At 67.5% G+C, this 22323-nt stretch carries 22 protein-coding genes and 1 pseudogene; 5 read left to right on the top strand and 18 right to left on the bottom strand.

The window, feature by feature from the left end; all coding sequences use genetic code 11:
- Positions 1–56: 56 nt before the first annotated feature.
- From ACFWY9_RS03910 to ACFWY9_RS03880, 7 genes are all read right to left on the bottom strand, one after another.
- Positions 57–302 (bottom strand): acyl carrier protein, encoded by a 246-nt coding sequence (locus ACFWY9_RS03910; protein WP_378324674.1) that lies wholly within the window; start codon positions 300–302, stop codon positions 57–59.
- Complete coding sequence (locus ACFWY9_RS03905) at positions 256–1557, bottom strand: ketosynthase chain-length factor (RefSeq protein WP_378324676.1); 1302 nt, start codon at positions 1555–1557, stop codon at positions 256–258. Before ACFWY9_RS03905 ends, ACFWY9_RS03910 begins: the two co-directional genes overlap by 47 nt.
- 76 nt (positions 1558–1633) lie before the next feature.
- On the bottom strand, positions 1634–2902 hold the full coding sequence (locus ACFWY9_RS03900) for a beta-ketoacyl-[acyl-carrier-protein] synthase family protein (RefSeq protein WP_378324677.1): 1269 nt from the start codon (positions 2900–2902) through the stop codon (positions 1634–1636).
- A gap of 34 nt (positions 2903–2936) precedes the next feature.
- Entirely contained in the window at positions 2937–3272 is a 336-nt protein-coding gene (locus ACFWY9_RS03895) for an antibiotic biosynthesis monooxygenase family protein (RefSeq protein WP_378324679.1), read from the bottom strand.
- 120 nt (positions 3273–3392) lie between these two features.
- Complete coding sequence (locus ACFWY9_RS03890; RefSeq protein ID WP_378338086.1) at positions 3393–4259, bottom strand: hypothetical protein; 867 nt, start codon at positions 4257–4259, stop codon at positions 3393–3395.
- A gap of 175 nt (positions 4260–4434) precedes the next feature.
- Positions 4435–5199: an SDR family NAD(P)-dependent oxidoreductase gene (locus ACFWY9_RS03885; RefSeq protein WP_378324681.1), complete on the bottom strand. Its 765-nt coding sequence runs from the start codon at positions 5197–5199 to the stop codon at positions 4435–4437.
- Positions 5200–5253: 54 nt separating this feature from the next.
- Positions 5254–5694, bottom strand: a complete 441-nt coding sequence (locus ACFWY9_RS03880) for a nuclear transport factor 2 family protein (RefSeq protein ID WP_378324683.1) — start codon at positions 5692–5694, stop codon at positions 5254–5256.
- A gap of 159 nt (positions 5695–5853) precedes the next feature.
- Between ACFWY9_RS03880 and ACFWY9_RS03875 the strand changes: the two genes are divergently transcribed.
- Positions 5854–6636: a cyclase family protein gene (locus ACFWY9_RS03875; RefSeq protein WP_378324684.1), complete on the top strand. Its 783-nt coding sequence runs from the start codon at positions 5854–5856 to the stop codon at positions 6634–6636.
- Between the two features lie 7 nt (positions 6637–6643).
- Here the strand turns inward: ACFWY9_RS03875 and ACFWY9_RS03870 are convergent, their stop codons facing one another.
- Entirely contained in the window at positions 6644–8083 is a 1440-nt protein-coding gene (locus ACFWY9_RS03870; RefSeq protein ID WP_378324685.1) for an NDP-hexose 2,3-dehydratase family protein, read from the bottom strand.
- Positions 8084–8191: 108 nt separating this feature from the next.
- A complete protein-coding gene (locus ACFWY9_RS03865; RefSeq protein WP_378338085.1) occupies positions 8192–8980 on the bottom strand; it encodes a TetR/AcrR family transcriptional regulator in 789 nt (262 codons plus the stop codon).
- A gap of 123 nt (positions 8981–9103) precedes the next feature.
- Between ACFWY9_RS03865 and ACFWY9_RS03860 the strand changes: the two genes are divergently transcribed.
- Complete coding sequence (locus ACFWY9_RS03860) at positions 9104–9943, top strand: NAD(P)H-binding protein (protein WP_378338084.1); 840 nt, start codon at positions 9104–9106, stop codon at positions 9941–9943.
- A 401-nt stretch (positions 9944–10344) separates the two neighbouring features.
- Here ACFWY9_RS03860 and ACFWY9_RS03855 read toward each other — a convergent pair whose 3' ends face one another.
- The 3 genes from ACFWY9_RS03855 to ACFWY9_RS03845 all read right to left on the bottom strand — a co-directional run bounded on the left by ACFWY9_RS03855 (position 10345) and on the right by ACFWY9_RS03845 (position 14596).
- Positions 10345–10698 carry a hypothetical protein gene (locus tag ACFWY9_RS03855; protein WP_378338083.1) on the bottom strand — a complete coding sequence of 118 codons (354 nt, stop codon included), beginning with the start codon at positions 10696–10698 and terminating at the stop codon, positions 10345–10347.
- A 479-nt stretch (positions 10699–11177) separates the two neighbouring features.
- Positions 11178–13493 carry an ATP-binding protein gene (locus ACFWY9_RS03850; RefSeq protein WP_378338082.1) on the bottom strand — a complete coding sequence of 772 codons (2316 nt, stop codon included), beginning with the start codon at positions 13491–13493 and terminating at the stop codon, positions 11178–11180.
- A 200-nt stretch (positions 13494–13693) separates the two neighbouring features.
- A complete protein-coding gene (locus tag ACFWY9_RS03845) occupies positions 13694–14596 on the bottom strand; it encodes a LysR family transcriptional regulator (protein ID WP_378324691.1) in 903 nt (300 codons plus the stop codon).
- 392 nt (positions 14597–14988) lie between these two features.
- Between ACFWY9_RS03845 and ACFWY9_RS03840 the strand changes: the two genes are divergently transcribed.
- A complete protein-coding gene (locus tag ACFWY9_RS03840; protein ID WP_378338081.1) occupies positions 14989–16506 on the top strand; it encodes a flavin-containing monooxygenase in 1518 nt (505 codons plus the stop codon).
- Between the two features lie 398 nt (positions 16507–16904).
- Here ACFWY9_RS03840 and ACFWY9_RS03835 read toward each other — a convergent pair.
- The 6 genes and pseudogenes from ACFWY9_RS03835 to ACFWY9_RS03810 all read right to left on the bottom strand — a co-directional run.
- A pseudogene (locus ACFWY9_RS03835) lies at positions 16905–16958 on the bottom strand (hypothetical protein); the annotation flags it as partial.
- Between the two features lie 41 nt (positions 16959–16999).
- Positions 17000–17191: a hypothetical protein gene (locus ACFWY9_RS03830; protein WP_378338080.1), complete on the bottom strand. Its 192-nt coding sequence runs from the start codon at positions 17189–17191 to the stop codon at positions 17000–17002.
- A 29-nt stretch (positions 17192–17220) separates the two neighbouring features.
- A complete protein-coding gene (locus ACFWY9_RS03825; RefSeq protein WP_378338079.1) occupies positions 17221–18831 on the bottom strand; it encodes an FAD-dependent oxidoreductase in 1611 nt (536 codons plus the stop codon).
- A 34-nt stretch (positions 18832–18865) separates the two neighbouring features.
- Positions 18866–19339 (bottom strand): MarR family winged helix-turn-helix transcriptional regulator, encoded by a 474-nt coding sequence (locus ACFWY9_RS03820; protein WP_378338078.1) that lies wholly within the window; start codon positions 19337–19339, stop codon positions 18866–18868.
- 78 nt (positions 19340–19417) lie between these two features.
- Positions 19418–19906 (bottom strand): hypothetical protein, encoded by a 489-nt coding sequence (locus ACFWY9_RS03815; RefSeq protein ID WP_378338077.1) that lies wholly within the window; start codon positions 19904–19906, stop codon positions 19418–19420.
- A 184-nt stretch (positions 19907–20090) separates the two neighbouring features.
- Positions 20091–20981: a helix-turn-helix domain-containing protein gene (locus ACFWY9_RS03810; protein ID WP_378338076.1), complete on the bottom strand. Its 891-nt coding sequence runs from the start codon at positions 20979–20981 to the stop codon at positions 20091–20093.
- A gap of 472 nt (positions 20982–21453) precedes the next feature.
- Here ACFWY9_RS03810 and ACFWY9_RS03805 point away from each other — a divergent pair, with 472 nt between their 5' ends.
- Together ACFWY9_RS03805 and ACFWY9_RS03800 are read left to right on the top strand one after the other, a co-directional pair.
- Positions 21454–22038, top strand: a complete 585-nt coding sequence (locus ACFWY9_RS03805) for a hypothetical protein (RefSeq protein WP_378338075.1) — start codon at positions 21454–21456, stop codon at positions 22036–22038.
- A gap of 137 nt (positions 22039–22175) precedes the next feature.
- Positions 22176–22310, top strand: coding sequence for a hypothetical protein (locus tag ACFWY9_RS03800; protein ID WP_378338074.1), 135 nt, complete (start codon positions 22176–22178; stop codon positions 22308–22310).
- Positions 22311–22323 lie beyond the last annotated feature (13 nt).

Here is a 22323-nt window from a genome sequence, read left to right as displayed (position 1 = left end):
GAATCTGTCCCGAAGGCCCTTCACAGCCGTGTTTTGTTCACGAACTCAACGCACGATCAAAAACCGTCTCCGACCGCGTTGTTCACCAGACCCAGAAGTGCCCTCGGGGTCGTCGCCTGGACGAGGGCGTCATCGGCGAGTGTCACGCCGAACCGGGTTTGGAGGCGGCCCGCGGCCTCCAACAGGGAAACCGAATCGTAGCCCAGGTCGGCGAAATCGGTATCCAGGATGTCGCCGCCCAGCGGCATGTCGGCCTCACCCGCACACTCGTACAGAACCGTGGTCAGATCGTCCAGCGTCAATTGGCGCACTTCTCCCACCTCTCCTACTGTCGGCCCGCTCGCGCTTCCCCGTCACGACCATCGCGGCGTTGAACCCGCCGTGACCGCGCGCCAGCACCAGCGCGGTCGTGGCATGGACCCGGCGTGGCCTTGTCACCAGGTCGAGTTCGAATTCCGGCACTATTTCCGCGACGTTCACGGTCGGCGGAATCATCCCGCGCCGCAGCGTCAGCAACGCCGTCGCCAGATCCAGCGCCGCGCCCCCCGCGCTCAGCCTGCCGGTCATCGTCTTCGGCGCGGTGACGGGGACCCCACGGGGGCCGAACACGGCACGCAGCGCGTCGGCCTCGATCCGGTCCAGTTTCGGCGTTCCGGCGGCGTCGGCGAACACGACGTCGACATCCCCCGGCCCGATCTCGGCGTCGGCGAGCGCGAGTTCGATCGCTCGGCGCAGGTTCGGTGGGCGCCCCGAACCCGGCGCCGGGTCGAAAGTGGCGGCGTGGCCCGCGAGCACGCCGTACCACGAGGTCACGCCGCGGGCGCGGGCCGACTCCTCCGACTCCAGCACGAACAACGCACCGCCGTCGCCCGGCACGTGCCCCGACGCGTTGACATCGAAGGGAAGATAGGCACGCGCGGGCTCTTCGGCCGTGCTGATCCGGCCGCCGGCCAGCTGTGCCACCCAGCCCCACGGGCACGGTGAACCGTCGACTCCGCCTGCGATCATCGCCGGCACGCCTCGGCGCACCTGCCGCCTGGCCTGCGCGAGCGCGTCGAGACCGCCGGCCTGCTCGGTCACCAGTACCCCGCTCGGCCCGCGCAGCCCGTGCCGGATCGAGATCTGGCCCGAGTTCACCGCGTAGAACCACGCAAACGACTGGTAGGCGCTCACGTGCTCCGGGCCCCTGCTCCACAGCTTGTGCAGCTCGTTGTGCCCGAATTCGAACCCGCCCGCCGAACTCGCGGTCACCACCCCGACGCCGTACTCCGGCATCGACGCCGGCACCAGGCCGGCGTCGGCCAGCGCCGACCCCGCGGCCACGAGCGACAGCCTGGTCACGTGGTCGGTCTGCGGGAGCAACCTGCTGGGCAGGTGCTCCCTCGGCTCGAAGCCCGAGATCTGCCCGGCAAGCCTGCTCGGGTACCGTTCCGGGTCGAAGCGGGTGATCCGGCCGATCGCGGCGATGCCGCGCAGCGTGTTCGCCCAGTGGGAACGGGCGTCGAGACCGGTGGGCGCGACGACACCCATACCCGTGATCACCGTGGCCGACGTCATGCGAGCGCCTCGATGCGCGCGACAACGCCCCATCCCTCGCGGCGCCTGCTATCCATGATTCGCTCCTCAGCCGCGTTCACGCGGCGATCCTCTCCGGTGACCGCAGCAGCATCGCGCTCTGGAAGCCCCCGAACCCGCTGCCGACGCTCAGCACGGTCCGCACCCTGTGCTCGCGCGCGGTCAACGGGACGTAGTCCAGATCGCATTCCGGGTCGGGCTCGTGCAGGTTGGCGGTCGGCGGGACGAGACCGTGTTCCATCGCGAGCACGCACGCGGCGAGTTCCAGCGAACCGATCGCTCCGAGTGAATGGCCGATCATCGATTTGACCGAGCTGACCGGCGTCCGGTAGGCGTGCTCGCCGAGGCTGCGTTTGAACGCGGCCGTTTCGTGCCGGTCGTTCTGGACCGTGCCGGAACCGTGCGCGTTGATGTAGTCGATCTCCCCCGCCGGCGTCGCCGCCTGCGCCAGCGCCGCCCGGATCGCCTCGGCCATCTCTTTCCCGTCGGCCCGGAGCCCGGTCATGTGGAAGGCGTTGCTACGGGTGGCGAAACCGGCGATCTCCGCGTAGACGCGCGCGCCGCGCCGCCGGGCGTGGCCGAGTTCCTCCAGCACGAAGACGGCGGACCCCTCGGCGAGCACGAACCCGTTGCGGCGGCGGTCGAACGGCCGGGACGCGTGTTCCGGATCGTCGTTGAGCGGCGTGGTCGCCTTGATCGCGTCGAAGCACGCCACGGTGATCGGGGAGATGGGCGCGTCGGTCGCGCCCGTCACCATCACGTCCGCCGTCCCGTCGCGGATGAGCTCCGCCGCGCTGCCGACCGAGTCGAGACCCGAGGTGCACCCCGTCGAAACGAGCGACACCGGACCCTGCGCGCCGACGTCCCTGGCGACCTCGGCGGCGATCGAACTCGGCACGAGATAGCCGAAAAGCTGCGGTACGGCGTAGGCGGGATCGACCAGCCATTCGCGACCACCGTCGCTGACGACACGGTACTCCGCTTCGAGGCCCGTCGTGCAGCCCACCGCGCTGCCGAGCACGACGCCGACGCGCGCCGGGTCGAGCGCGTCGAAGTCCAGCCCGCTGTCGGCGAGGCTTTCCCTCGCGCTCACCACGGCGAGTTGCGCGGCCCGGTCCATGCGCCGGATCTCCTGCGGGGTGAGTCCTTCGGCCGCCGGGTCGAAGTCGCACTCCGCCGCGACCTGCGAGCGGAACGGCGAAGGGTCGAAGAAACTGATCCTCCTGGTCGCCGTGCGCCCCGTGGACAGCAGCTCCCAGAACGGTTTCGTCCCGAGCCCCCCGGGTGCCACCACTCCGATTCCGGTCAGCACCACCTGACGATTCATCCGTGACCTCGCTGGAATAGTGGAAGGAGACCGACTAACCGGGGAACGCCTGCTGGGCGCGGTACAGGTGGCCGACGTTGGTCGACCTGGCGCGGATCTCCTTGGCGTGCGGCACGAATTCGGGCTGGGCGACCGCCTTCTCCCAGGACTCCACGTCCTTCCACAGCGCGACGTTGACGTAGCGGTCCTGCTTGTCCTCGTCGACGTGCCGCGAGAGCGTGTACTGGATGAAGCCGGGCTGCCGCGCCATGAACGCGGAGACCTCGGCGAAGACCTTTTCGAATTCCTCACCAGGGCAGTGCACGGTAAAAGTGTTGATAAACGTGATCGGAGCGCTGCCTTCCACCGTGCCGAACTCGTGCACTGACATCGGTTGATACTCCTTTTCCATTTGGGGATTGCGTCATCGCGGCCGCTGCCCTCAAACGTGCTCGAACGCACTCAAAGGCAACTCAAGGAACAACTGAACACGGTGCGCGCCGAGCACGGATCAACCGAATGCGACCAGCTTTCCCCGATCGAGCTGACGCGCCCGGCGCACCACCCAGGAATAAAAGGCGCTGTCCCAGAGCGGAACGTCGCCGGTCTGGTAGACGACGAGTTCCACGCCGTGGCAGCGGGCGACAGCCTCGCCGCGGAGGATGTCCGCCAGCGCGACGGCGGGCGGCCCCGGTTCCGCGCCGGACGCGGCGACGACACGGACACAGTCGAGTCCCGTGGGCACGCCCTCGGGACAGAACAACAGTGTTTCGTCGGCCACCCAGCGGGATTCGAACGACCGCACCTCGTCGAACACCGCGACCACGTCCGAAGTGGTGACCGGCCACGGCTCTTCCTCCACGGTGACCACAAGACTTTCCCGGCATCCGGCGGCGATTTCCCGCGCGGCCGAACGGTCGGCGCCGTAGATGCGGACGATCGAAAGCGAGGGTAACGCCACGGTCAGCACCCACAGCCAGACCCGCGCGTGCGCACCGACGCCGTACAGGCCAAGAGATCGGGCACCGGCGGGCGCCAGATACCGCGCCGCGAGCCCGACCGGAACGGCTGCCCGCCAGGCGTCGAGCGCGTCACCCGACGCGAACCCGATGGGGGCTCCGTCGTTGTTCACCAGCATTTCGGCCGCGTCCGTCGCCCGCGCCCCGCCCGCCGGGCGCACGCGCAGCGTGACGTCGTGCTCGCCGCCGACGACGTCCCGCAGTTCGACGGTGAACGTTCCGCTCCTCACCGCGAGGGTCAACGTCGCGGCGGCGGACGTGGCACCGGTGTCCAGGACGATCTTCTGCAGGACCCAGAACGCTTCCTCCACCAAGGCCGGATCCGCGAACATCTCGTCCAGATCACGTTTTGTGAGCACCAGCGGCACCGCGACATCCCTCCGTTGCGACGGATTCGAATCGATATCCGATTCGAATTCCTGAGTCGAACGGTGATAGTAGACGAGACCGAACCCTATACGCATATGCGCTTTTTCTGCGGCGGCAAAGACGCGCCGGGTTTCGCCGTGCGGATATCCGCACGGCACCCGAACCTCAGACGGTGCTCGCCCCGCCGTCGACGGCGAGCACGGCGCCGGTCATGAAGCCCGCTTCCCGCCGGGTCAGCTGAAGGACCCACCACGCGATCTCCTCCGGCGACGCGACCCTGCCCAGCGGCGCGTACTCGCTCATCTCCGCCAGGAACCGGCGGTACTCGGCCGGGGTGGAACCCATCCTTTCGCCCATGCCGGTATCGACAACGCCGGGCGCGAGCGCGACGACCCGGATTCCCCTCGGCGCCAGCTCCGCGGCCCAGGTACGGGTGAGGAAGTCGATCGCGACCTTGCTCGCACCGTAAAGCGACATCCCCGGCCAGGCACGGCGGCCGAGCGAACCGGCCGTGCTGAGATTCACCACCGTGCCCTGTGTTTCGGCCAGCGCGTCCACCGCACGCTGAGTCAGCAGTAGTGGCGCGCGGAGGTTCACCGCGAGCTGTTCGTCCGCGCGCCCGGGGTCGATCTCCCCCATGGCGGCGGGCACGGCGATCGCGGCGTTGTTGACCAGCACGTCGATCCGGCCCAGCTCGCGCAGCGCGGTCGACACGACCAGTTCGGGCGCCTCGGCGCCGGTGATGTCGGCGACGAGCGGCCGGATGTTTTCCCTCCCCTCGGCGGTTTCGGCGAGACTGGCCGGGGTGCGGCCCACCACGAGGACCTGGTCGCCGCGGTCGGCGAAGGCACGGGCCGTGGCCCGGCCGATACCGGTGCCACCGCCGGTGATGATCACGGACCTCGGGGAGCGAATCTGGGAATCGGTCACCCCGCGAAGGTAGGCGGCGGCACTAGAATCTCGGCTCAGCACCGCTGTACCTCCTCAGCGCACGTCGTCGCGGGTGACGACACGCTGGTACACCTTCAGTTCACCGTCCTCCCACACCAGCACGTCCTCGCATACGCACATCGCGTGCAATCTCGGTGCCGCGCCCGGAGCCGTGGCGATGACCTGGACGTAGGACCGGACGTGCAGCCGGCCGTCCGGCTGGGGAACCACGGAGACCATCGTGTAGCAACGCCGGTAGGTTTCGCCCGCTTCGGCCCACGCGGCGAGCGCGTTTCGCAGTCCGGCAAGGAGATTCGCGTGGCCTGTCACCGGCTCGGCGATCTTCGGCGGGGAAAGCAGCGACGCGTCGGCGGTGAATGTCCGCACCGCTTCCTCGGCGGGCCCCTCGTCCATGAGCTGGATGTGCCGCGAGTAGAACTGCTGTACCTCGGCGTAGACCTTTTCGAACGCTCGCTGACCGGCCGGTACTGACACGGCATTCCACCTTTCGTCCACCACGCGGGCCGACTCCCGCCCTGGCCTCACCCTGTCATCGCGGTTTCGAGATCGGGCAGGAGAACGGTATAGCCATGCTCCGACATATTTCGAGCATCTGCCGGAAAAGTGGCGCCCACAAAGAAAAGGAGACCGGCCATGCGGATCATCGACCTTTCTTCGCCCGTGGACGCCAGCGGCTACGAGCCCGATCCCGTGGTGCACGAGGTGCTTTCGCCGAGGGAAGGCGCGGTGCACATGAGCGAGGAGATGCGCGAGCACTTCGGGCTGACGTTCGATCCCGACGCGCTGCCGGGCGGGGAATTCCTTTCACTGGACCGGATCTCCCTCACCACCCACACCGGCACCCATGTCGACGCGCCCGCGCACTACGGTTCCCGGACGACGTACGGGACGGGAACTCCGCGCACCATCGACGAGGTCCCGCTGGAGTGGTTCCACCGCCCCGGCGTGGTGCTCGACCTCACCGGCGCGCCGACGGGCGTCGTCGGCGCCGACGGGCTGAAGCGGGAATTCGACAGGATCGGGTATGTCCCTTCACCACTGGACATCGTGCTGCTGCACACCGGCGCCGACCGGCTGGCCGGGACGGCGCGGTACTTCGGTGACTTCGCCGGGCTCGACGGTCCTGCCGTGAACCTGCTCCTCGATCTGGGAGTCCGCGTCATCGGCACCGACGCGTTCAGCCTGGACGCCCCGTTCGGGGACATCATCCGGCGCTACCGCGAGACCGGCGACACCTCGGTGCTGTGGCCCGCGCACTTCACGGGACGGGACCGCGAATACTGCCAGATCGAGCGGCTCGCCAACCTCGGCGCGCTCCCGTCGCCCTTCGGGTTCCAGGTCTCGTGTTTCCCGGTGAAGATCGCGGGAGCCGGGGCGGGCTGGACGCGGGCCGTCGCGCTCGTCGACGAGGACTGAGCGCGGCTCACGCCGAAAGGCTGTGCAGGCACGCCACGAGACTGCGTGCCTGCACGTTGAGATAGTGGCTGTGCCGCAGGAGATCCACCAGCTGCCGCAGCGTCGCCCAGCGGAAGTCGGGATGGTCGAACGCGGGGTCGTCGTCCACTTCGACCACGACGTATCGGGTCCTGGCGTCGAAGAACCGGCCGCCCTCTTCGGACAGCGTCGTGTCGAACCTGATCCGTGAGCGGTCGGCGGTCAGCACCGCGTCGAGGAACCTCGGGAGCGCGTCCGGCGGCAGGTGCTCGATGTTGTCGGGCGTGCACTGCACGGTCGGCGCGAGTTCGATGACGTCGACGTAGCCGGGCTCCACCCTGGCGTGTACCAGGACGTGCAGGACCCCGTCGACGCGCTTGACGAGGAACGCCACGAGCCCGGCACCCTTCGGCCGGATCATCGGCTGCATCCAGCCACCCACCTCCCGGCCCGACGCCTCGACTTCCACCCCGATCACGTCGAAGAACAGGCCATCGACGTGCGAGACGACCCCGGCCGCGCGCTGCCAGTGCGGCAGCCGGGCCAGCGGCACCGTCGTGGTGCGGACATCCGTGCTGGAACGTGATTCGGTGATCCAGCTCAGGATGTTCTCCATGCTGTTCAGGCTTCCGCCCCCGGCACCGCACGAGCGCGCCAGCGCGCCGCGGAACCCGTCGTCCCCGGCACCGGGAAGCGCCGGCGTGCCGTCGCCGGCGAACGGGAAGCAGGACAGTACCGTCCTGGTGTCCATGTTGATCAGATCGTCCACGGCGAGCAGCTGGTGCACCTGGCCGAGCGTCAGCCAGCAGAATCCGTCCAGCAGCGGGACGTCCTCGGTGACCTCCACGATCATGTTGCGGTTGCGCTTGTGGCGGAACCAGGAGCCCTGCTCGGACTGGCGGACGTCGGCGATCACCTGGTGCCGCGCCGTGTCACGGAAGTAGGCGAGGTACGGAACGTCCCTGCCGCCGTGCACCCTGGTGTAGTTGCTGCGCGTCGCCTGCACGGTCGGCGAAAGCTGCAGGCCGTTGTGGTTGCCCGGTTCGGCCTTGGCCTGCATCAGGCAGTGCAGGACGCCACCGAACTCCTTGACAAGGATCCCGAGCACCCCGACCTCGGGCTGATTGATGATCGGCTGGTTCCAGGTCCGGATGCGCCGGTCCGGCACGTGCACCTCGATGCCTTCGATCCGGAAGAACCGGCCGGTGTCGTGGACGATATCGCCGGTTCCCGGCGCGGTCGACCAGCCGGCCAGCTCGTCGAGCGGCACACTCCGGGCGCGGGTGTAGGTGTGTACCGCGAATCCGGTGAACCAGTCGTGGAAACCGGCGAGCCCGGTGACCATTCCTTCCCTGGTCAGAACGGATTCCGCGATCCTTTCGGTGATCTCGGTGGTCGTGCCGGACAGCCGCGTTGGCGTAGGGGGCATGGCGGGCTCCTTACCGGTCGCATTCCCCGGCAACGCTGTCAGGCCGAGCTGGAAACCCGCCTCCGCAACAACTTGAGCCTCGCTCGAACCGCGCTGGAATCGCGGCGGTCACCCGCCGCTCGCGCGCATGATGACCGCGTGGATACCGTCGAGCAGTCGCTGGAAGCCGAACCGGTACACGTCCGCCGCGCCCAGCGCGTCGAGCCCTTCGAAGCCGTTGTCCCGCCAGCTCGCGAAGATCTCCGGATAGCGCTGCGGGTCGAAGTAGTCGTTCCAGAAGGACATTCGCTCCGCCCACCAGTCGTCGTTCGATTCGCCGCTGGTGCGCTCCAGCTGATCGGCCGTCACCTCGACCCGGCAGATGGCGTCGACGACCACCTGCACCGCGTTGGCCGCGGCGACCCGCTCCTGCGGAGTGAGCCCCAGCCCGGACAACGCCGACAGCAGGTACTCGTCGCCGTCCATGACACCCGGCCCCAGCGGCGGGCGGCTCAGCGAAACCTGCCCGAGCCAGGCGTGGTCGCGGAACATCGTCCTGGTCCGGTCGGCATACAGCTCGAGCTGGGCGCGCCAGCCCTCCGGCTTCGGCGCGTTCCCCAGCGGGAGCGCGCGTTCGCGGAGGACACGGTCGACCATCAGGTCGATCAGTTCCGCCTTGCCGGGCACGTAAGTGTAGAGAGTCATGGTGCCCACGCCGAGCGACTTGGCGACCTTGCTCATGGACAGCACGGACAGCCCGTGGACATCGGCGACGTCGAGCGCGGCGGCCAGCACCTCGTCGACGTTGAGCCCCGGTCTGCGGCCCAGCACCGGCCGCCCGTCCTCGGTACGGCTGGTGCGCCACAGCAACGGAAGCACCTTGTCCGGGTCACCACCGCCACAGTGCTCCGTCGCCATCGCCGCTGTTCACCTACTTGTCCCGCCCGCCGGTCGTACCACCGAGACCTTACCGTACGTGCTACGGTAACATTCTCGTATCCAGTACCATAAAATCGAAGGCCGAACGCGAAGGAGAAGGACGTGACGATCCTGGTAACGGGAGCCACAGGGAATGTGGGCCGGCTCGTGGTCGACGAGCTGCTGAGTATCGGCGCGACGGACGTCCGCGCACTGACCGTCAGTCCGAAGAGGGCGAACCTGCCGGCGGGCGTCGAGGTCGCCAAGGGCTATCTCGGCAAGCTCGAGACCCTGCCGGACGCGCTCGACGGCGTCGATACCGTGTACCTCGCACCGGTGCCGGAAACGGTGAAGGAGTTCACCGAACTGGCGAAGAAGGCCGGCGTGAAGCGGATCGTCGTGCTCTCCGGCGAAGGTGCCGACGAAGAGGCGCGAAAGGACCCGTCGGAGTGGTTCTACTACGGATCCGAATATGCCGTGGAGCAAGGCGGATTCGCCTGGACGCACCTGCGGCCGGGCGTGTTCATGAACAACACGCTCGACTGGGCCGACCAGATCCGCGCCGACGGCCGCGTCCGCGCCCCCTTCGGACAGGCCCTGCAGACCCCGATCGACCTGCGGGACATCGCCGCGGTGGCTGCCAGGGCACTGGTGGACGAGGCCCACGACGGCAAGAAGTACCGGCTGTCGGGGCCCGCCGCGATCACCCAGGTCGAGCAGTTGCACGCGATCGGCGAGGCGATCGGCCGCGAGCTCGAATGGGAGGAGCTGACCCCCGACCAGGCTCGCGAGTACTGGGGCGGACAGGGATTGCCCGAGGACGTCATCGAGTTCCTGATCGACGTCTTCGAGAAGACGATGCGCACGCCCCAGGTGCCGATCCAGACAGTGGAGGAACTCACCGGACGTCCCGGGTGCACCTACGCCCAGTGGGCAAAGGAGAACGCGGACAAGTTCACATAGGCCGAACACGTTCCCATGGCCGAACGGGAACGCCGGCCCACCTCGCCGGCAGGCTGCCGCTCGCCGGAATTGCGGCCGGGGTGTCCTGCCGGCGCGTCGTTCACCACGGCGGCCGCTATTGGACAACGCGCCCACCCATGAGCCCAAGGAGTCTCAGCGGATTGTGAGCAAACCTTTCCGGGGCACGGATGTGCGAGGCCCGCCGCGCTGTTCCAGGTGATCGGCCAACGCCGCCGCGAAGCCCCACGATCCTTCTTCGCTTACCCGCTCGGATTCGGCTCGCCGCTCTCCTGCTGCCTCCCACCAACGCGGCCAGGCCCCCACCCGCTTCGATCGCCGGTCTGCTCACAGCCGAGGTTTCTCGGTGGCGGCTGGGCCGCATCGCCCGAGTCCGAAGTGGACTACGGACAGGCGCTGCCGCGAAGGGTTCCCGGTACGGTGAGCGACCACAGGGACGGTTCGTCCGCCGGTACGGCTTCGGCTCCGCGGTCAGGGCCCGCGACACCCTCGTCGCAGCCGGCCCAGAGCAGTTTGGTCCGCCAGCGCAGTTTGGCCTCGCGCGTGATGCCCATCGCGCCGTGCAGCTGGTGGGTGGTCTGGGCGATCCACGGTGAAACGGCGGTGGCTACCTCGCGCGTGGTCACCAGCGCGAAAGTGAGCGCGCCGGGGTCGTCGCCGACGAAGCGGCGCCTAGCTTCGTGGGTAAGGGTTTCCAGCTCCCGGAGTCCACGCTGGCGCTGAATGACCGACTCCATGAGCATGTCCACCAGCAATTGCGGGACAAGCTCAGCCCGGAACAGGTCAGCCAGCGTCTCGTGGTGGACTTTCCTGACGAGCTGGAGATGTGCGTGTCCCACGAGACGATCTACCGCGCCCTCTATATCCCAGGACATGGCGCGCTGCAACGGGATCCGGTGCCGTGCTTACGAACCGGGCGGAGACGACGGCCGTGTCGATGAGATGCAACTTTGCCCAGTTTACCGGTAACGGGTGATATTCGATCGTGCGGTGTTCGGGTACATGACGGAGTTGGCCTCGTGTAGAGCAGTGTGGACGAGGGCTCTTGTCGGGGTCTTCACGCAGCACCGCGGGTAGCGTGGTGGCTGCTTTCTGCTGTTCGGCGGAGGTGTGTACGGCGTTGGTCGGGTCGGCAGCTTGACCGCAGCCACCTGGTCAGTCACCCCGTCTGGCCGCGCTGGTGACCACCTCCGTATGCGGCAGCCACGCGATGGGTTCATGACCGTGTGGTGGCTTTGCAGGTGCGGTCTCGAATTCGATCGGCCGCGAACGGGTAGCCACGATCGTCGAAGATAGCGGCAGCTTCGTTCCAACAGGCGATCGCGCTGGTGGTGTCCCCGATGTGGTGCAGGGACACGGCGAGCGTGTCCAGCCCTTTGGCGACCGCGCCGGCGAGGAAGCCTGATGTGCGGGCTAGGGAGATCGCCTCCCGGCACAGCGCGATCGCCTTCCGATGCTCGCCCAGTCCCTGCCATGCGCGAGCGACATTGCTCAACGCATAGGCCTCACCGCCAAAGTCATCGCAACGACGACGCAAGACCAACTCGTTTTCGGCATGGTGCAGAGCCTGCTGGTACCGGCCAAGACCGGCATATGCGCGACTGAGGCCGCCTTCCGCAACCGCTTTCCCTCGAACGGTACCGACCTCTCGACGCAAGGCGAGCGCCTCGCCCAGATAGGGCAGCGCCTGCTCGAAGCGTTCCTGTTCGATGGACAGGTACCCGAGGTTGACGAGTGCGACGGCTAGGCGGGCGCGGTCACCGAGATCACGGGCCCGCGCCAGCAACTGTTCGTAATGGTCCCGCGCGTCGCCCCAGCGCCGCAAGCTCGTGAGCGTCTGGCCGCGCGCCATGAGAAACCAGGCTTCGGCGCTGCCGTCGTCGCTGTGCCGCGCGGCGGCAATCCCGCAGCTTTCAATGTCGAGGATTGTCTCCCAACTACCCACTCCGGAAAGGAATCGGATGAATGGTTGGGCGAGGTAGAGGGTGTGCTGGTGCAGTCCGTGCCATGCGGCGTGGTGGACAGCGGCGAGCAGGTTGTGCCGCTCCAGAGCCAGCCAGGCCACTGCGTGAGCGACGTCGGGGATCGACGTTGGATGGGCGGGAACGGTGACCGGCTGTGGTAGCCGCTCATGAGCGGGGCAGGTCAGCGTGTCGCAGGTGCGAGCGGTGTGGGCGTACCAGTCCAGCAAACACCGCTGGGCATGATCCCGGTCATCGGGGTCGTCCTGGCGCATCGCCTGATCCAGGGCGTATGCCCGCAGCAGGTCATGGAACCGGTAGCGATCCTGGCCCACCGGCTCGATCAGGTGCATCTGGGCCAGCTCCTCCAGCACCCGGCGCGCAGTTGTGGGATCTACGTCGGCGACCGCGGCAGCGGCGTGCACGCTCACCTCGGGGCCAGGATGCAGACCCAGGCGCCGGAACACGCGCGCGTGCTCAGCGGACAGGCCCTGGTAGGACCAGCCAAACACGGCCCGCACTGCTGCTCGCTCATCCGCGCCCCGGCTCAGCACGTCCAGCCGCACGCGTTCGTCGGCCAGTTCAGTGACGACAGCGGTCACGGTGGAATGCGGGTAGGCGGCGGCGCGGCCCGCCGCGATACGCAACGCCAGTGGCAACCGCGCACACCAGCGCACCAACTCCGTCACCGCGGTCCCCTCCGCGCCGGCGCGGGCCGGGCCGAGCACGCCGGTGACCAGTTGCACGGCTTCGTGCTCGGTGAGCAGATCCAGGGTCAGGCGACGTGCCCCGTCCGTGACGACCAACCCGGTCAGCCTGTCGCGGCTGGTGATCACCGCCAGGCAGCCGGGTGTTCCCGGCAGGAGCGGACGAACTTGGTCGGCGTGGTGGGCGTTGTCCAGCACGATCAGCACCCGGCGCTCGGCGAGCAGGGAGCGGAACAACCCCGCCCGTGCCTCGACCCCGACGGGCATCCGCTCGGACGGAACACCCAGGGCGCGCAGGAACCCGTCGAGCACCTCGGTCGTGGTTGCCGGGTCGCCGGGACCGTAGCCGCGCAGGTTGACGTAGAGGGTGCCATCGGGGAACTCGTGCTGCACGCGATGTGCCCACCACACGGCCAGAGTGGTCTTGCCGATCCCGGCTGTGCCATCGATGGCGGTGATCACCGCGGTGTGCGGCGATGGCGCCGTGTCGCGGGCCATGTCGTCTCGGTCAGAGGGAAGTAACGCGTCCAGGGCGGTCACGTGCTCGCTGCGGCCGGTGAAGTCCTGGACCACAGGCGGCAACTGCCGCGGCACCACCGGCAGCCCACCGCCGGCAGCATCCCGGTGGGCTGCCGCCTCGCTCAGCCAGACATCGTGGATCACTCCGGCCTGCACGACCGCTCCCCGAATCTCACCAGAGGCCTGATTCTGGTTCCGGACACGCTGCTCGTCGCCCGCCACGACATTCAGTGTGTCGCCACCACCGCCAGGACTACACCGGAATCGAGGCACGTCAGCCACCAGGAGCAACTCCTGGCCGACGTGCACAGGAGTTCGGTCATCCGCGCAGTCGGCTTCGGACATCGGCACGATGGTGACCAAGCTGGAGACCCGCCGCCGCGGGACCGGCGGCCCGGCCGTCCGCGCGGCCATCGACGCCTTCCTCGACTCCCCGAACATCAAGGGAAACCCGAACACCCTGCGCGCCTACACGAACGTGCTCGACCGCGCGCTCGCCGACGTTGCCAACGACGAGGTCGCCGAGGCTGCGGCCGGGCACGTTCTTAGTAGCTCGCCTCGGTCAGCAGGGCCTGGGCGGACCGGCGAAACGCGGCCACCAGGTGTGCGCTATCCCCGGCGCGGGTGGCGAGCACCACCTGACATGGCTCGACCCCGTGCAGCGGGATCGAGGTCAGGTCCGGCCGGGTGCCCTCGGCGTGCAACCCGGCGGGCAGGATGGCGACCGCCTGCCCGGACGCGATCAGCTCGAATACGTCCTCGAGGTGACTGACCAACGGCCCGTCGGGTGCCGGCGTGCCATCGGGACGGGGGTCGACACGCCAGAACGAGTCCCACTCGGCAGCGGGCAACCTCGGCACCGGCTCAGTCGCGATGTCGTCGAGGGTGACCGATTCCCGGCCGGCCAGCCGGTGGAACCGGGCGACGAGCAGCACACGGGGCTCGTGGTGCAGGACGGTGACCCGCAGTCCGTCGGTGGCGAACGGCAGCCGCGTCACGACAGCGTCCACACGGTGGCCGAACAGGGCCGTCCGCACCTCCGCCAACTCCAGGTGCAGTGTGTGCACCTCGGCCTCGGTGTGGTGGTGGCGCAGGTGCCGTACCGCCGGAGTAATGATCAGCCCGCGCGTATGGCCGACGGTGAGCTGACTTGGCACTGCGGCCGCACGGGCCTCCGCCGCGGCCATTGCGGCGACCGCCAGCAGTTGCCTGGCGTGGGGCAGGAACGCGGCCCCGGCGGGGGTCAGGCGGGTGCCCTGCCGGTCGCGGTCGAGCAGCCGGGCTCCGACGCGCTGCTCAAGGGTCCGGATCTGGCGGCTCAGGGTCGGCTGGGTGATGTGCAGCAGCGCCGCGGCGCGGGCGAAGTGCTGCTGCTCGGCGACCACCGTGAAGTAACGGACCAGTCGGAGTTCGAACTCGGCCGACGGTACCGCGTTGGCTGTGTCCACAACACCGCAAGATAGCCCACTCGCGGCCCGTGATGCCTGGAACGCATCACGGGATGCGAAACAAGCCTTGGACGCGCCCCCTGGACAGCGTGGAGTGTGGGTATAGGCGAGGAGGACGTCATGCGACCGCGATAATCGCCGAGGTGTTCCGAACCGGGCGACGGGGAAACGTTAGTATCCATTGCTAGCGTGCCCTCCCCCGTTCTTTTCGGGGCGTCCGGAGCTTTATCGCCACGTGGCTAATCGAGATAACGCGTCGGCCGATCGCGTCCTCGTTCTCTGTGACAACCGTTGCCAGGGCGGCTTTGTTGAAGCGGAATGACAGGATCGGGGTGAACTGATTCCCGCCATGCACGACAACCGCTTTGTCAGAACTGAGGTGGAGTGAAATCATGATTGAGTACCATGAGACCGTCGTTGTCGGCGGGGGTTTTGGCGGAATCTGCGCTGCGCACGGCCTCCTGGAGGAGGGCCGGGGCGACTTCGTCATCCTCGAGCGTGCCGGAGAACTGGGTGGGGTGTGGCGGGACAACCGCTACCCCAATGCGGCCTGCGACGTCCCGGCACATTTCTACAGCCTCTCGTTCGCGCCAAACCCGACGTGGACGCGCAGCTACGCGCCGTGGGACGAGATCCTCGCCTACATCAACAAAGTGGCCGACGATCTGGGAGTCCGGGACCGCATCCGGTTCAACACCACGCTGGTGTCGGCGAGCTGGGAAGAGCTCGCCGGTGTGTGGAACCTGCGTACCGCTGAGGGAGCATCGCTGTCGTGCCGGTTCCTGATCATGGCAAGTGGTTCACTCAGCACCCCTCGCGTTCCTGATCTTCCGGGGCGCGAGACGTTTCGCGGCGAGGTGATCCACACGGCGGAATGGGACGAACGAGTCTCCCTGGAAGGTCGGCGCGTGGTGGTCGTCGGTGCGAGCGCCAGTGCCGCGCAGGTTCTCCCTTACGCCGTCGAGGTGGCCGAGAGCGTGCTGGCGGTGATCCGCACCCCGCCCTATGTGATGCCGAAGGACGAACAGTTCTACGACCTCGAGGCGCAGGCACGGTTCCGGGACGAACCGGAGCGGATGGAAGCTATCCGCCTCGACGCCGAACACAGGTTCAACGTCGAGGCGGAAACACAGGCGGTCATGGACGAGGCCCAGCTCGCCAAGATCGAAGGACAGTGGCGTGACTACATGGAGTCGGAGATCGTCGATGCCGGCCTGCGTAACCTCCTGACACCGTCGTACCGGTTCGGCTGTCGCCGGCCGGTCATCTCCAGCACGTTCTACCCCGCCCTTGCCGACCGCAGAACCACCGTCTGGTCGGCCGGGATCTCGTCTATGACCGCGACCGGCGTCGTGACCGGCGACGGGCGCGAATGGGACGCCGACGTGGTCGTTCTCGCGACCGGCTTCACCGCGACCGATATGTACGCCGGGATAGAGTTCCACGGTGAATCCGCGCGGTCGCTGAAGGCGGATGCGTGGCGCGAAGCGCCACATGCGTACAAGGGCACCGTGGTCGCGGGGTTCCCCAACCTCTTCCTCGTGACCGGTCCGCACACCCAGGCGAGTGGGTCCATCATCGCGGTCATCGAGGCGCAGATGAAGATGATCATGCAGTACATTCAGCTCGTCGACGAGAGCGGCGCCGTCTCCGTCCAGCCGTCGCAGAGGGCTCAGCAGAGCTTCAACAACTGGGTCGACAGCGCAATGGCGGACTCCGTCTGGGAGGCCGGTGCGTGCCACAGCTGGTATCGCCTGGGCATGGCGGGCAAGGTCGTGACCAAATGGCCCGGAAGCCTCGCGAGCTTCCAGAAAATGACCAGCACGGTCGACCTGGGAGATCTCGTGCTGAAATCTGTCGCGGACGCGCCGGCCGCTGGGGAAGCCGGGACACTCGTCGACCTGCCGTGACGTGGTGCAGGAACGACACGGGTGCCCCGTAGGACGAGGACGTGGTGATGGTCGGTCGAACACCGCAGCAACGAGCGGCGATCGGAGACCTCGTCGGAAGGCTTGAACCCCATCCTGTCGAGAAAGAGCCGCCGGGTGGCCTCGTAGTCCGCGGACCCGACCACGACGTGCCGCCGTCGCGAGTATCGAGCCGGCCACCCGGCTGCGGAGTCAGCCCGAAGCCGGGTGTAGCTGGACATGGTCACCGCCGGCCCGGGAACCCCGATCGTGGCCGATAACGGTCCGTGCGACGTCATTGGTGTCTCCGAACGCCAGGTGGTCAGGTCATGATGGTCATGCTGGCGCATTTCCCCGACACCGCGGACGTAACCAATCAGTTCGTCGCCAGGGCCGAGGCAGCGTTGCGAGGCTCGTCCGGTACCGACACCGGCCGAGGTACCGGTGAAGATCACGTCGCCGGGCAGTAGTGGGAGCACCGCCGAGAGCCGCTCGATCAGTTCGATGTCGTCGAGATCGTCGAACTCATCGGGCGTGACCGGTAAGGGGCCGACCGGGCTGAACCCGGGAACGACTTGGTCAGGCCGAACTGCGGCACCGGGCCGGTCTGCTGCCGGGTCCGTTCGGAGATGTCCTGCCCGGCGCTCAGTCCGGCGACGCAGGACCACGCGTCGGCGGCAGCTGCCATTGGCCGCAGATGTAGCAGGGGTACGGCGGTTAGCGCTGAGCCGGAGCCTCCGGAGTCTGGCTCGGATGTGCCAGTGGGGCGCCGAGCCAGGTCTGCAGTGCCTTGTCCAGCGAGTCCCGGTCGGGTTCGCCGGCCCAGGCGACGTAACCGTCGGGTCGTACGAACATGGCCGCCGGAGCGTCGTCGGTCAGCGGGGCCGTGGTGATCGTCCGCATGCGGTCGCGGTAGGGGGCAACGAGGTCGTGCCGCGCACCGGAGGGGTCCAGCAGGAGCGCCCTGCCGTCGTGCATGTGGTCGGCGAGCCGGGATCCGTCAGCCAGCTCGTAGTCGGGTGCGCTGGCGCCGACCAGGGGATTGTCACCGGAAAGGTCGTATCGCTGACAGATACCCGAGATCTTCTTCGCGAAGTACGTGGCACCGTCCACGGTCCGCGCCAGGTCGGCCACCACCTCGCGCAGCGCACGGGCATGGGGCTCCGGGCGCATCACCGCGATCTGGGCGCGGGTCCAGTTCAATACCCAGGCGCCGAGGGGAAGCCGCTCGGCGGTGTAGGTGTCCAGCAGCCCGTCCGGCGCCGTCCCCCGCACGGTGGCGGCGAGCTTCCACCCGAGGTTCATCGCGTCGCCCACGCTCAGGTTGAGCCCCTGTCCGCCGAACGGAGGGTGCACATGGGCCGCGTCGCCGGCGAGCAGCACACGCCCCTTCCGGTAGGTCGTGGCCTGACGGGTGTTGTCGGTGAACCGGGTCAGGCTCGTGATCCCGGTGACCGTGGCTTCGGCACCGGTCACGTGGCGGATGGCTGCCTCCAGGTCCTCGGCGGTCGCCGGGGTGTCGTGGTCGGCCGGTGCGCCCTCGAACGAGACCGTGGTGATTCGCCCGCGCGGCGGGTCGTTGAGGTAGACGCCGGTGTCGGTCGCGTGCCAACCGACACCGAGGTCCTGCACGCCGGCGATGTCGGCCATCCCGTGGTAGCCGGTGATTTCCGGTTCGGTGCCGGGAAAGTCGAACCCGGCGAGCTTGCGCACCGTACTGCGGCCGCCGTCGCAGCCGACGAGCCATCCGCACCGAATCGGCCCCTGGTCGGTCTCGACCGTCACCCCTTCGGCGTCCTGTTCGAAACCGGTCACCTCCACCCCGCGACGAATTTCCACGCCGAGCCCGGCCACACGGTCGGCGAGGATGATCTCGACCTGTTTCTGGTGGACCAGGTCGACCATGTCCGGGGGATAGAGCCCGGCCAGGTCAGGGTCGGACTCGTCCAGCATCTCGTCGCCGAGCATGATCGCCGCGAAATGCCCGGAGAACCTGGGCAGCCCGCTCGTGCCGTCCGGGCGCGTGGTGGAGATGTAGGAGACGGTCCACTCCGTCTCCTGCTGGGCTTGCCGCAGCGCGGGAAGCAGGCCTCGCCGGTAGAACGCCTCGATATTGGGTCGATTGAGGGTTCCTGCCTTGAGGATGGAATTGACCTCGGTCAACCGTTCCAGCACGGTGACCGAGGCACCGCCGGCCCGCAACTCACCGGCCAGCATCAGCCCCGCGGGGCCGGCCCCGGCGACCACCACGTCGTAGTCGGCCGGACGCTCGGCCGCGTGGGATCGCGGAGAGGCGGAAGTGGTGGCGGTCGTGGATGGTGTGATCATGGTGTACCCCCAAATGGATCGAGTGACCAAGTCGTCAGGACCTGGCCTGTTTGCCTGACCGGCGGGCGGTCTCGATCAACCGCTGGATGATCGGTCGAGCCACATTCATCGCCAACCGAAGCGAGGCGTCGTCCTCGGGGGAGAGCGTTGTCAGCAACTCCGCCAGGCGGTCACGGCGATCGCGGAGACGGTTGGCCACGAGAGTGCGGCCGGCGTCGCTGAGCGCGATGAGCGACGCCCTCCCGTCCTGTGGGTCCCTGACTCGCACTACCAGCCCCTGCCGCTCCAGGCGCTGCACCAACTGGCTCGTCGAGGGCTGGCTGGTACCTTCCACCGCCGCCAGTTCCGTCAGCCGCGTCGGGCCGTCCCGGTAGAGCCTGCCAAGGCACATGATCGCGGTGAACGTCAAACTTCCGTGGTCGGCCAGATGCCGGATCATCAGGCGAACAACCTCGTCGAAAGCCTCCGTGACGTCATCCCGCCCCTGGTCGCGCTCCAGCTCATCCATAACCCATTTATATCATAGAGTTATGTAAAACTTCACTGAGCTCGATGATTACTGCCCGTTTTATCACCGTACTACCGGTTAAAACATGATTATTGCCTGAGCGGAGCCCATCCGAGCCCTCTCACGCCTCAGGCATCTAGATAGCCTTATTATGTAATTATGCTGGTCGGTGGCCCACGCAGCCCGGTCCGCTTCCCTCTTGGCGTGGAGGGCGAGGGTGACCGCGCGGGCGGAGGTGTCCTTGGCTATTTGGGTCTGTTCGGCGGCCTGGGCGCGTGTACGGATGTCCGTGGCCGACCCGCCCAGCACCGTGGTGGCGCGCTCGCACACCTGCGGGCCACCACCGGCGGCCAGCTGTGCGACCTGCTCCCGCACGTCCTGCTGCTCCGCGGTGGCCTTGGCCCGTGTGCTGCGCGCGTCTCGGTTCGGTGTGGCTATCGGGTGTGTTCTGGCGGGACTGAGCGTGTCGGCTGTGACGGCGGTCGCGGAGCCGGTGAGCTGCGCCGGGCGCACCGATGTGGTGCGGGTGAAGTCGTCGGCCGGGGACGGGCGGCCGATCTGCTTCAAGCTCCGCGACGACTTCGGCGACTACCTGGTGGATGTGCCCGGCGCCTACCGTCTGGCCGGGGACAACGCCGCGAGCGCGCTGCGACTGATCAGCGCCGCCACCGCGAAAGGCTACGCCGCGGTCACCGCCGAACGACACCGGCTGACGACCAACGGCGCGGCTGGGCGTCGGCTCTGGTCCAGGCTAGCGAAGCGGGCGGCCCGCCTCCAGGTTTGTGCCGGTCAGCGGTGTGGGGCGCAGGCTGATAAGGCTGCCGAGATAGAGGTCGGTCGCGTTCCCGGGGCGCAGTAACGCTGTCGGGGTGCGACCGATCAGCAGGCGAAAGTCTCGATTGAGGTGCGCCTGATCGGTGTATCCACAGAGCGCGGCGAGCCTGGGTAGCGGCGGCGGGTTGGTGCCTGTCAGGAGCCTGATCGCGTGGTGACATCGGGCAATCCGACCGATGGCTTTAGGTGGTAGCCCGACCTCCCGGTGGAAGCGGGTGGCCAGATGTTGTCGGGTCAGGCCGGCCCGTTCCGCGAGGTCGTCGACCTTGACCGCACCGCCCGATATCGTCAGGCTGCGCCAACTGCGGTCGAGCGACTTGGGCAGTTCCGGTTCGTCCAAGAGCCAGCTCGACAACCGCCGGTCGAGAATCTGGAACCGGTGGTTCGCATCCCGCGCCTCCCGCAGCTCTTCCCGGAGAAATCTGGCTCGTGCGCCCAAGAGATCTTCGAATCGCACACTGGTACGACTGACTTCCCGCAACGGCAGGCCGAAGAGCGCTCGTGCGCCCAGCGGGGTCAACTCGATGATGATCCCTCGCTCCCGGCCCACTCGCGTGTAGGTCATCGGCGTGTTCGACAGCCCGACGACGGGGGAAACCGTCGCCAGCGGCGAGTCGGCCACTTGATGCCGAACCGGTGTGTCCAGATCGATGACCACCACGACTGAGTTCAGCGCGGCCACGGTACGTGTCTCTGGCACAGGTGTGGTTCTTTGGAAAGCCAGGTAGAAACTGATCCAGCGCGCCAACCGACGATCCGGCAATTGGGTATTCCAGAAGTCGTCGTCGGACTGCGAAGTTTCCCCCACTACTGTTCCCCTTGGTTCCGGCGATGCCGTGAGCGACATCCGCGGCGCGGAAAGCATAACAGGACGTGCGCCCGCTGTGGGGCCTCCTGGCTGTGAATGAACCGAAAGAAGCAGCGAGCCCTCGTGGTCGTAGCGCCTGGCACGACATCGGCCCGTGCGAGTGCGGTGAGATGAACCATCGGGCCGAGGTGGCACACGGCACCACCGGAACGGCGAAGGCATGGCTCGGCGTTCAGCGCGAACCGAACCGGCAGCCTTACATTTTTCCAATCCAGCAGGCACTGTTCGTCGCTATCCTCGGGTTGCATTCCCGAACCGATGAGCAGCCGCTCGCCGCGTGCGTACGACACGCGGTGGAGAGGCGTGCCCGGCACTCCGCGGCTCGAGACCCGTCTTGACCTCGCCGGAGTCCTTCGGGGAGGTGGTGCATTGCTCGTGCAGTTCGAGTCAATCGCTTCTAAGGGGCAACGACATGAGTAGTGGCATACGTACGAAGCTTCGAGTGATACTCCTGGTCAGCACGTTCATCGGGGCGATGTTCACAGGAGCCCCCGCAGCGAGCGCTGGGCCTGCCGACATACAGGAGAAGCCGGTCTCCGCATCCGTAATGGGAGTCGGCTGGCACAATGAGGTTACTTCTAATCAAACACTGTACCAATGTCCTGGATTCCAGTGTAACCAAGGGCAGGCATATCCAGGCAATGATCTTGCTGAAGTGTGCACGTGGAACGCCAGCGGCTACAAATGGGGCCTGGTCTTCAACCGCGCGAACGAGCACACGGGCTTCATTCCGGTCAACTATCTCAAATACGCAGATCCTGACGTGGACTGCGGCGCAGCCGGCAGTGACCTGCAGGTCAAATGGAATCAAACTTTGTACCAGTGCCCTGGCAGCAACTGCAACCAAGGGCAAGCCACCGACGGGCAGCACGTGAGATTCTTCTGCAATTTCTACGACTCGGCCGCAAGAACCTGGTGGCGTTGGGTGTTCAACCCCAACAATCAGCACGAAGGGTTCGCGTACGTCCAGAATCAGCCCGGAGCGGCCAATTGTTAGACGTGCCCCCAAGGCAACGCGTACCAATACCGCGGGCACGATAGGACATCTGCGGCAGGCCTGGCTGGCCTTGACCAGCCAGGCCGTCTCCGCCGCCCGCCGTAGACCGGGCGGGGTCTCTCGCAAGCCTGAAACTGTTGATCACCGTTGTTGTTGCTTGGTACGACCGTGGCGCACCCCCGTCGACCGCCAAGAAGGAGATCGGAGTGCCGGAGCGGGTGGCGATGCCGGGCATGACGACGTTGGCGCTGGCGCCGACGGCGGTCATGTGAGGGCGAGCACGAG

The sequence above is a fragment of the Amycolatopsis sp. NPDC059027 genome, assembly GCF_042739735.1.
Classification (GTDB): Bacteria; Actinomycetota; Actinomycetes; order Mycobacteriales; family Pseudonocardiaceae; genus Amycolatopsis.
Note: the sequence above shows the minus strand (reverse complement) of the source record. Positions and strands in the feature narration are given on the sequence as shown.

What these genes read in the sequence shown, in the direction of transcription:
- ACFWY9_RS03905 (WP_378324676.1), bottom strand. Translation starts at nt 1,557, where the DNA reads ATGACGTCGGCCACGGTGATCACGGGTATGGGTGTCGTCGCGCCCACC.
- ACFWY9_RS03900 (WP_378324677.1), bottom strand. Translation starts at nt 2,902, where the DNA reads ATGAATCGTCAGGTGGTGCTGACCGGAATCGGAGTGGTGGCACCCGGG.
- ACFWY9_RS03895 (WP_378324679.1), bottom strand. Translation starts at nt 3,272, where the DNA reads ATGTCAGTGCACGAGTTCGGCACGGTGGAAGGCAGCGCTCCGATCACG.
- ACFWY9_RS03875 (WP_378324684.1), top strand. Translation starts at nt 5,854, where the DNA reads ATGCGGATCATCGACCTTTCTTCGCCCGTGGACGCCAGCGGCTACGAG.
- ACFWY9_RS03870 (WP_378324685.1), bottom strand. Translation starts at nt 8,083, where the DNA reads ATGCCCCCTACGCCAACGCGGCTGTCCGGCACGACCACCGAGATCACC.
- ACFWY9_RS03865 (WP_378338085.1), bottom strand. Translation starts at nt 8,980, where the DNA reads ATGGCGACGGAGCACTGTGGCGGTGGTGACCCGGACAAGGTGCTTCCG.
- ACFWY9_RS03855 (WP_378338083.1), bottom strand. Translation starts at nt 10,698, where the DNA reads ATGGAGTCGGTCATTCAGCGCCAGCGTGGACTCCGGGAGCTGGAAACC.
- ACFWY9_RS03850 (WP_378338082.1), bottom strand. Translation starts at nt 13,493, where the DNA reads ATGTCCGAAGCCGACTGCGCGGATGACCGAACTCCTGTGCACGTCGGC.
- ACFWY9_RS03840 (WP_378338081.1), top strand. Translation starts at nt 14,989, where the DNA reads ATGATTGAGTACCATGAGACCGTCGTTGTCGGCGGGGGTTTTGGCGGA.
- ACFWY9_RS03830 (WP_378338080.1), bottom strand. Translation starts at nt 17,191, where the DNA reads ATGGCAGCTGCCGCCGACGCGTGGTCCTGCGTCGCCGGACTGAGCGCC.
- ACFWY9_RS03825 (WP_378338079.1), bottom strand. Translation starts at nt 18,831, where the DNA reads ATGATCACACCATCCACGACCGCCACCACTTCCGCCTCTCCGCGATCC.
- ACFWY9_RS03820 (WP_378338078.1), bottom strand. Translation starts at nt 19,339, where the DNA reads ATGGATGAGCTGGAGCGCGACCAGGGGCGGGATGACGTCACGGAGGCT.
- ACFWY9_RS03805 (WP_378338075.1), top strand. Translation starts at nt 21,454, where the DNA reads ATGAGTAGTGGCATACGTACGAAGCTTCGAGTGATACTCCTGGTCAGC.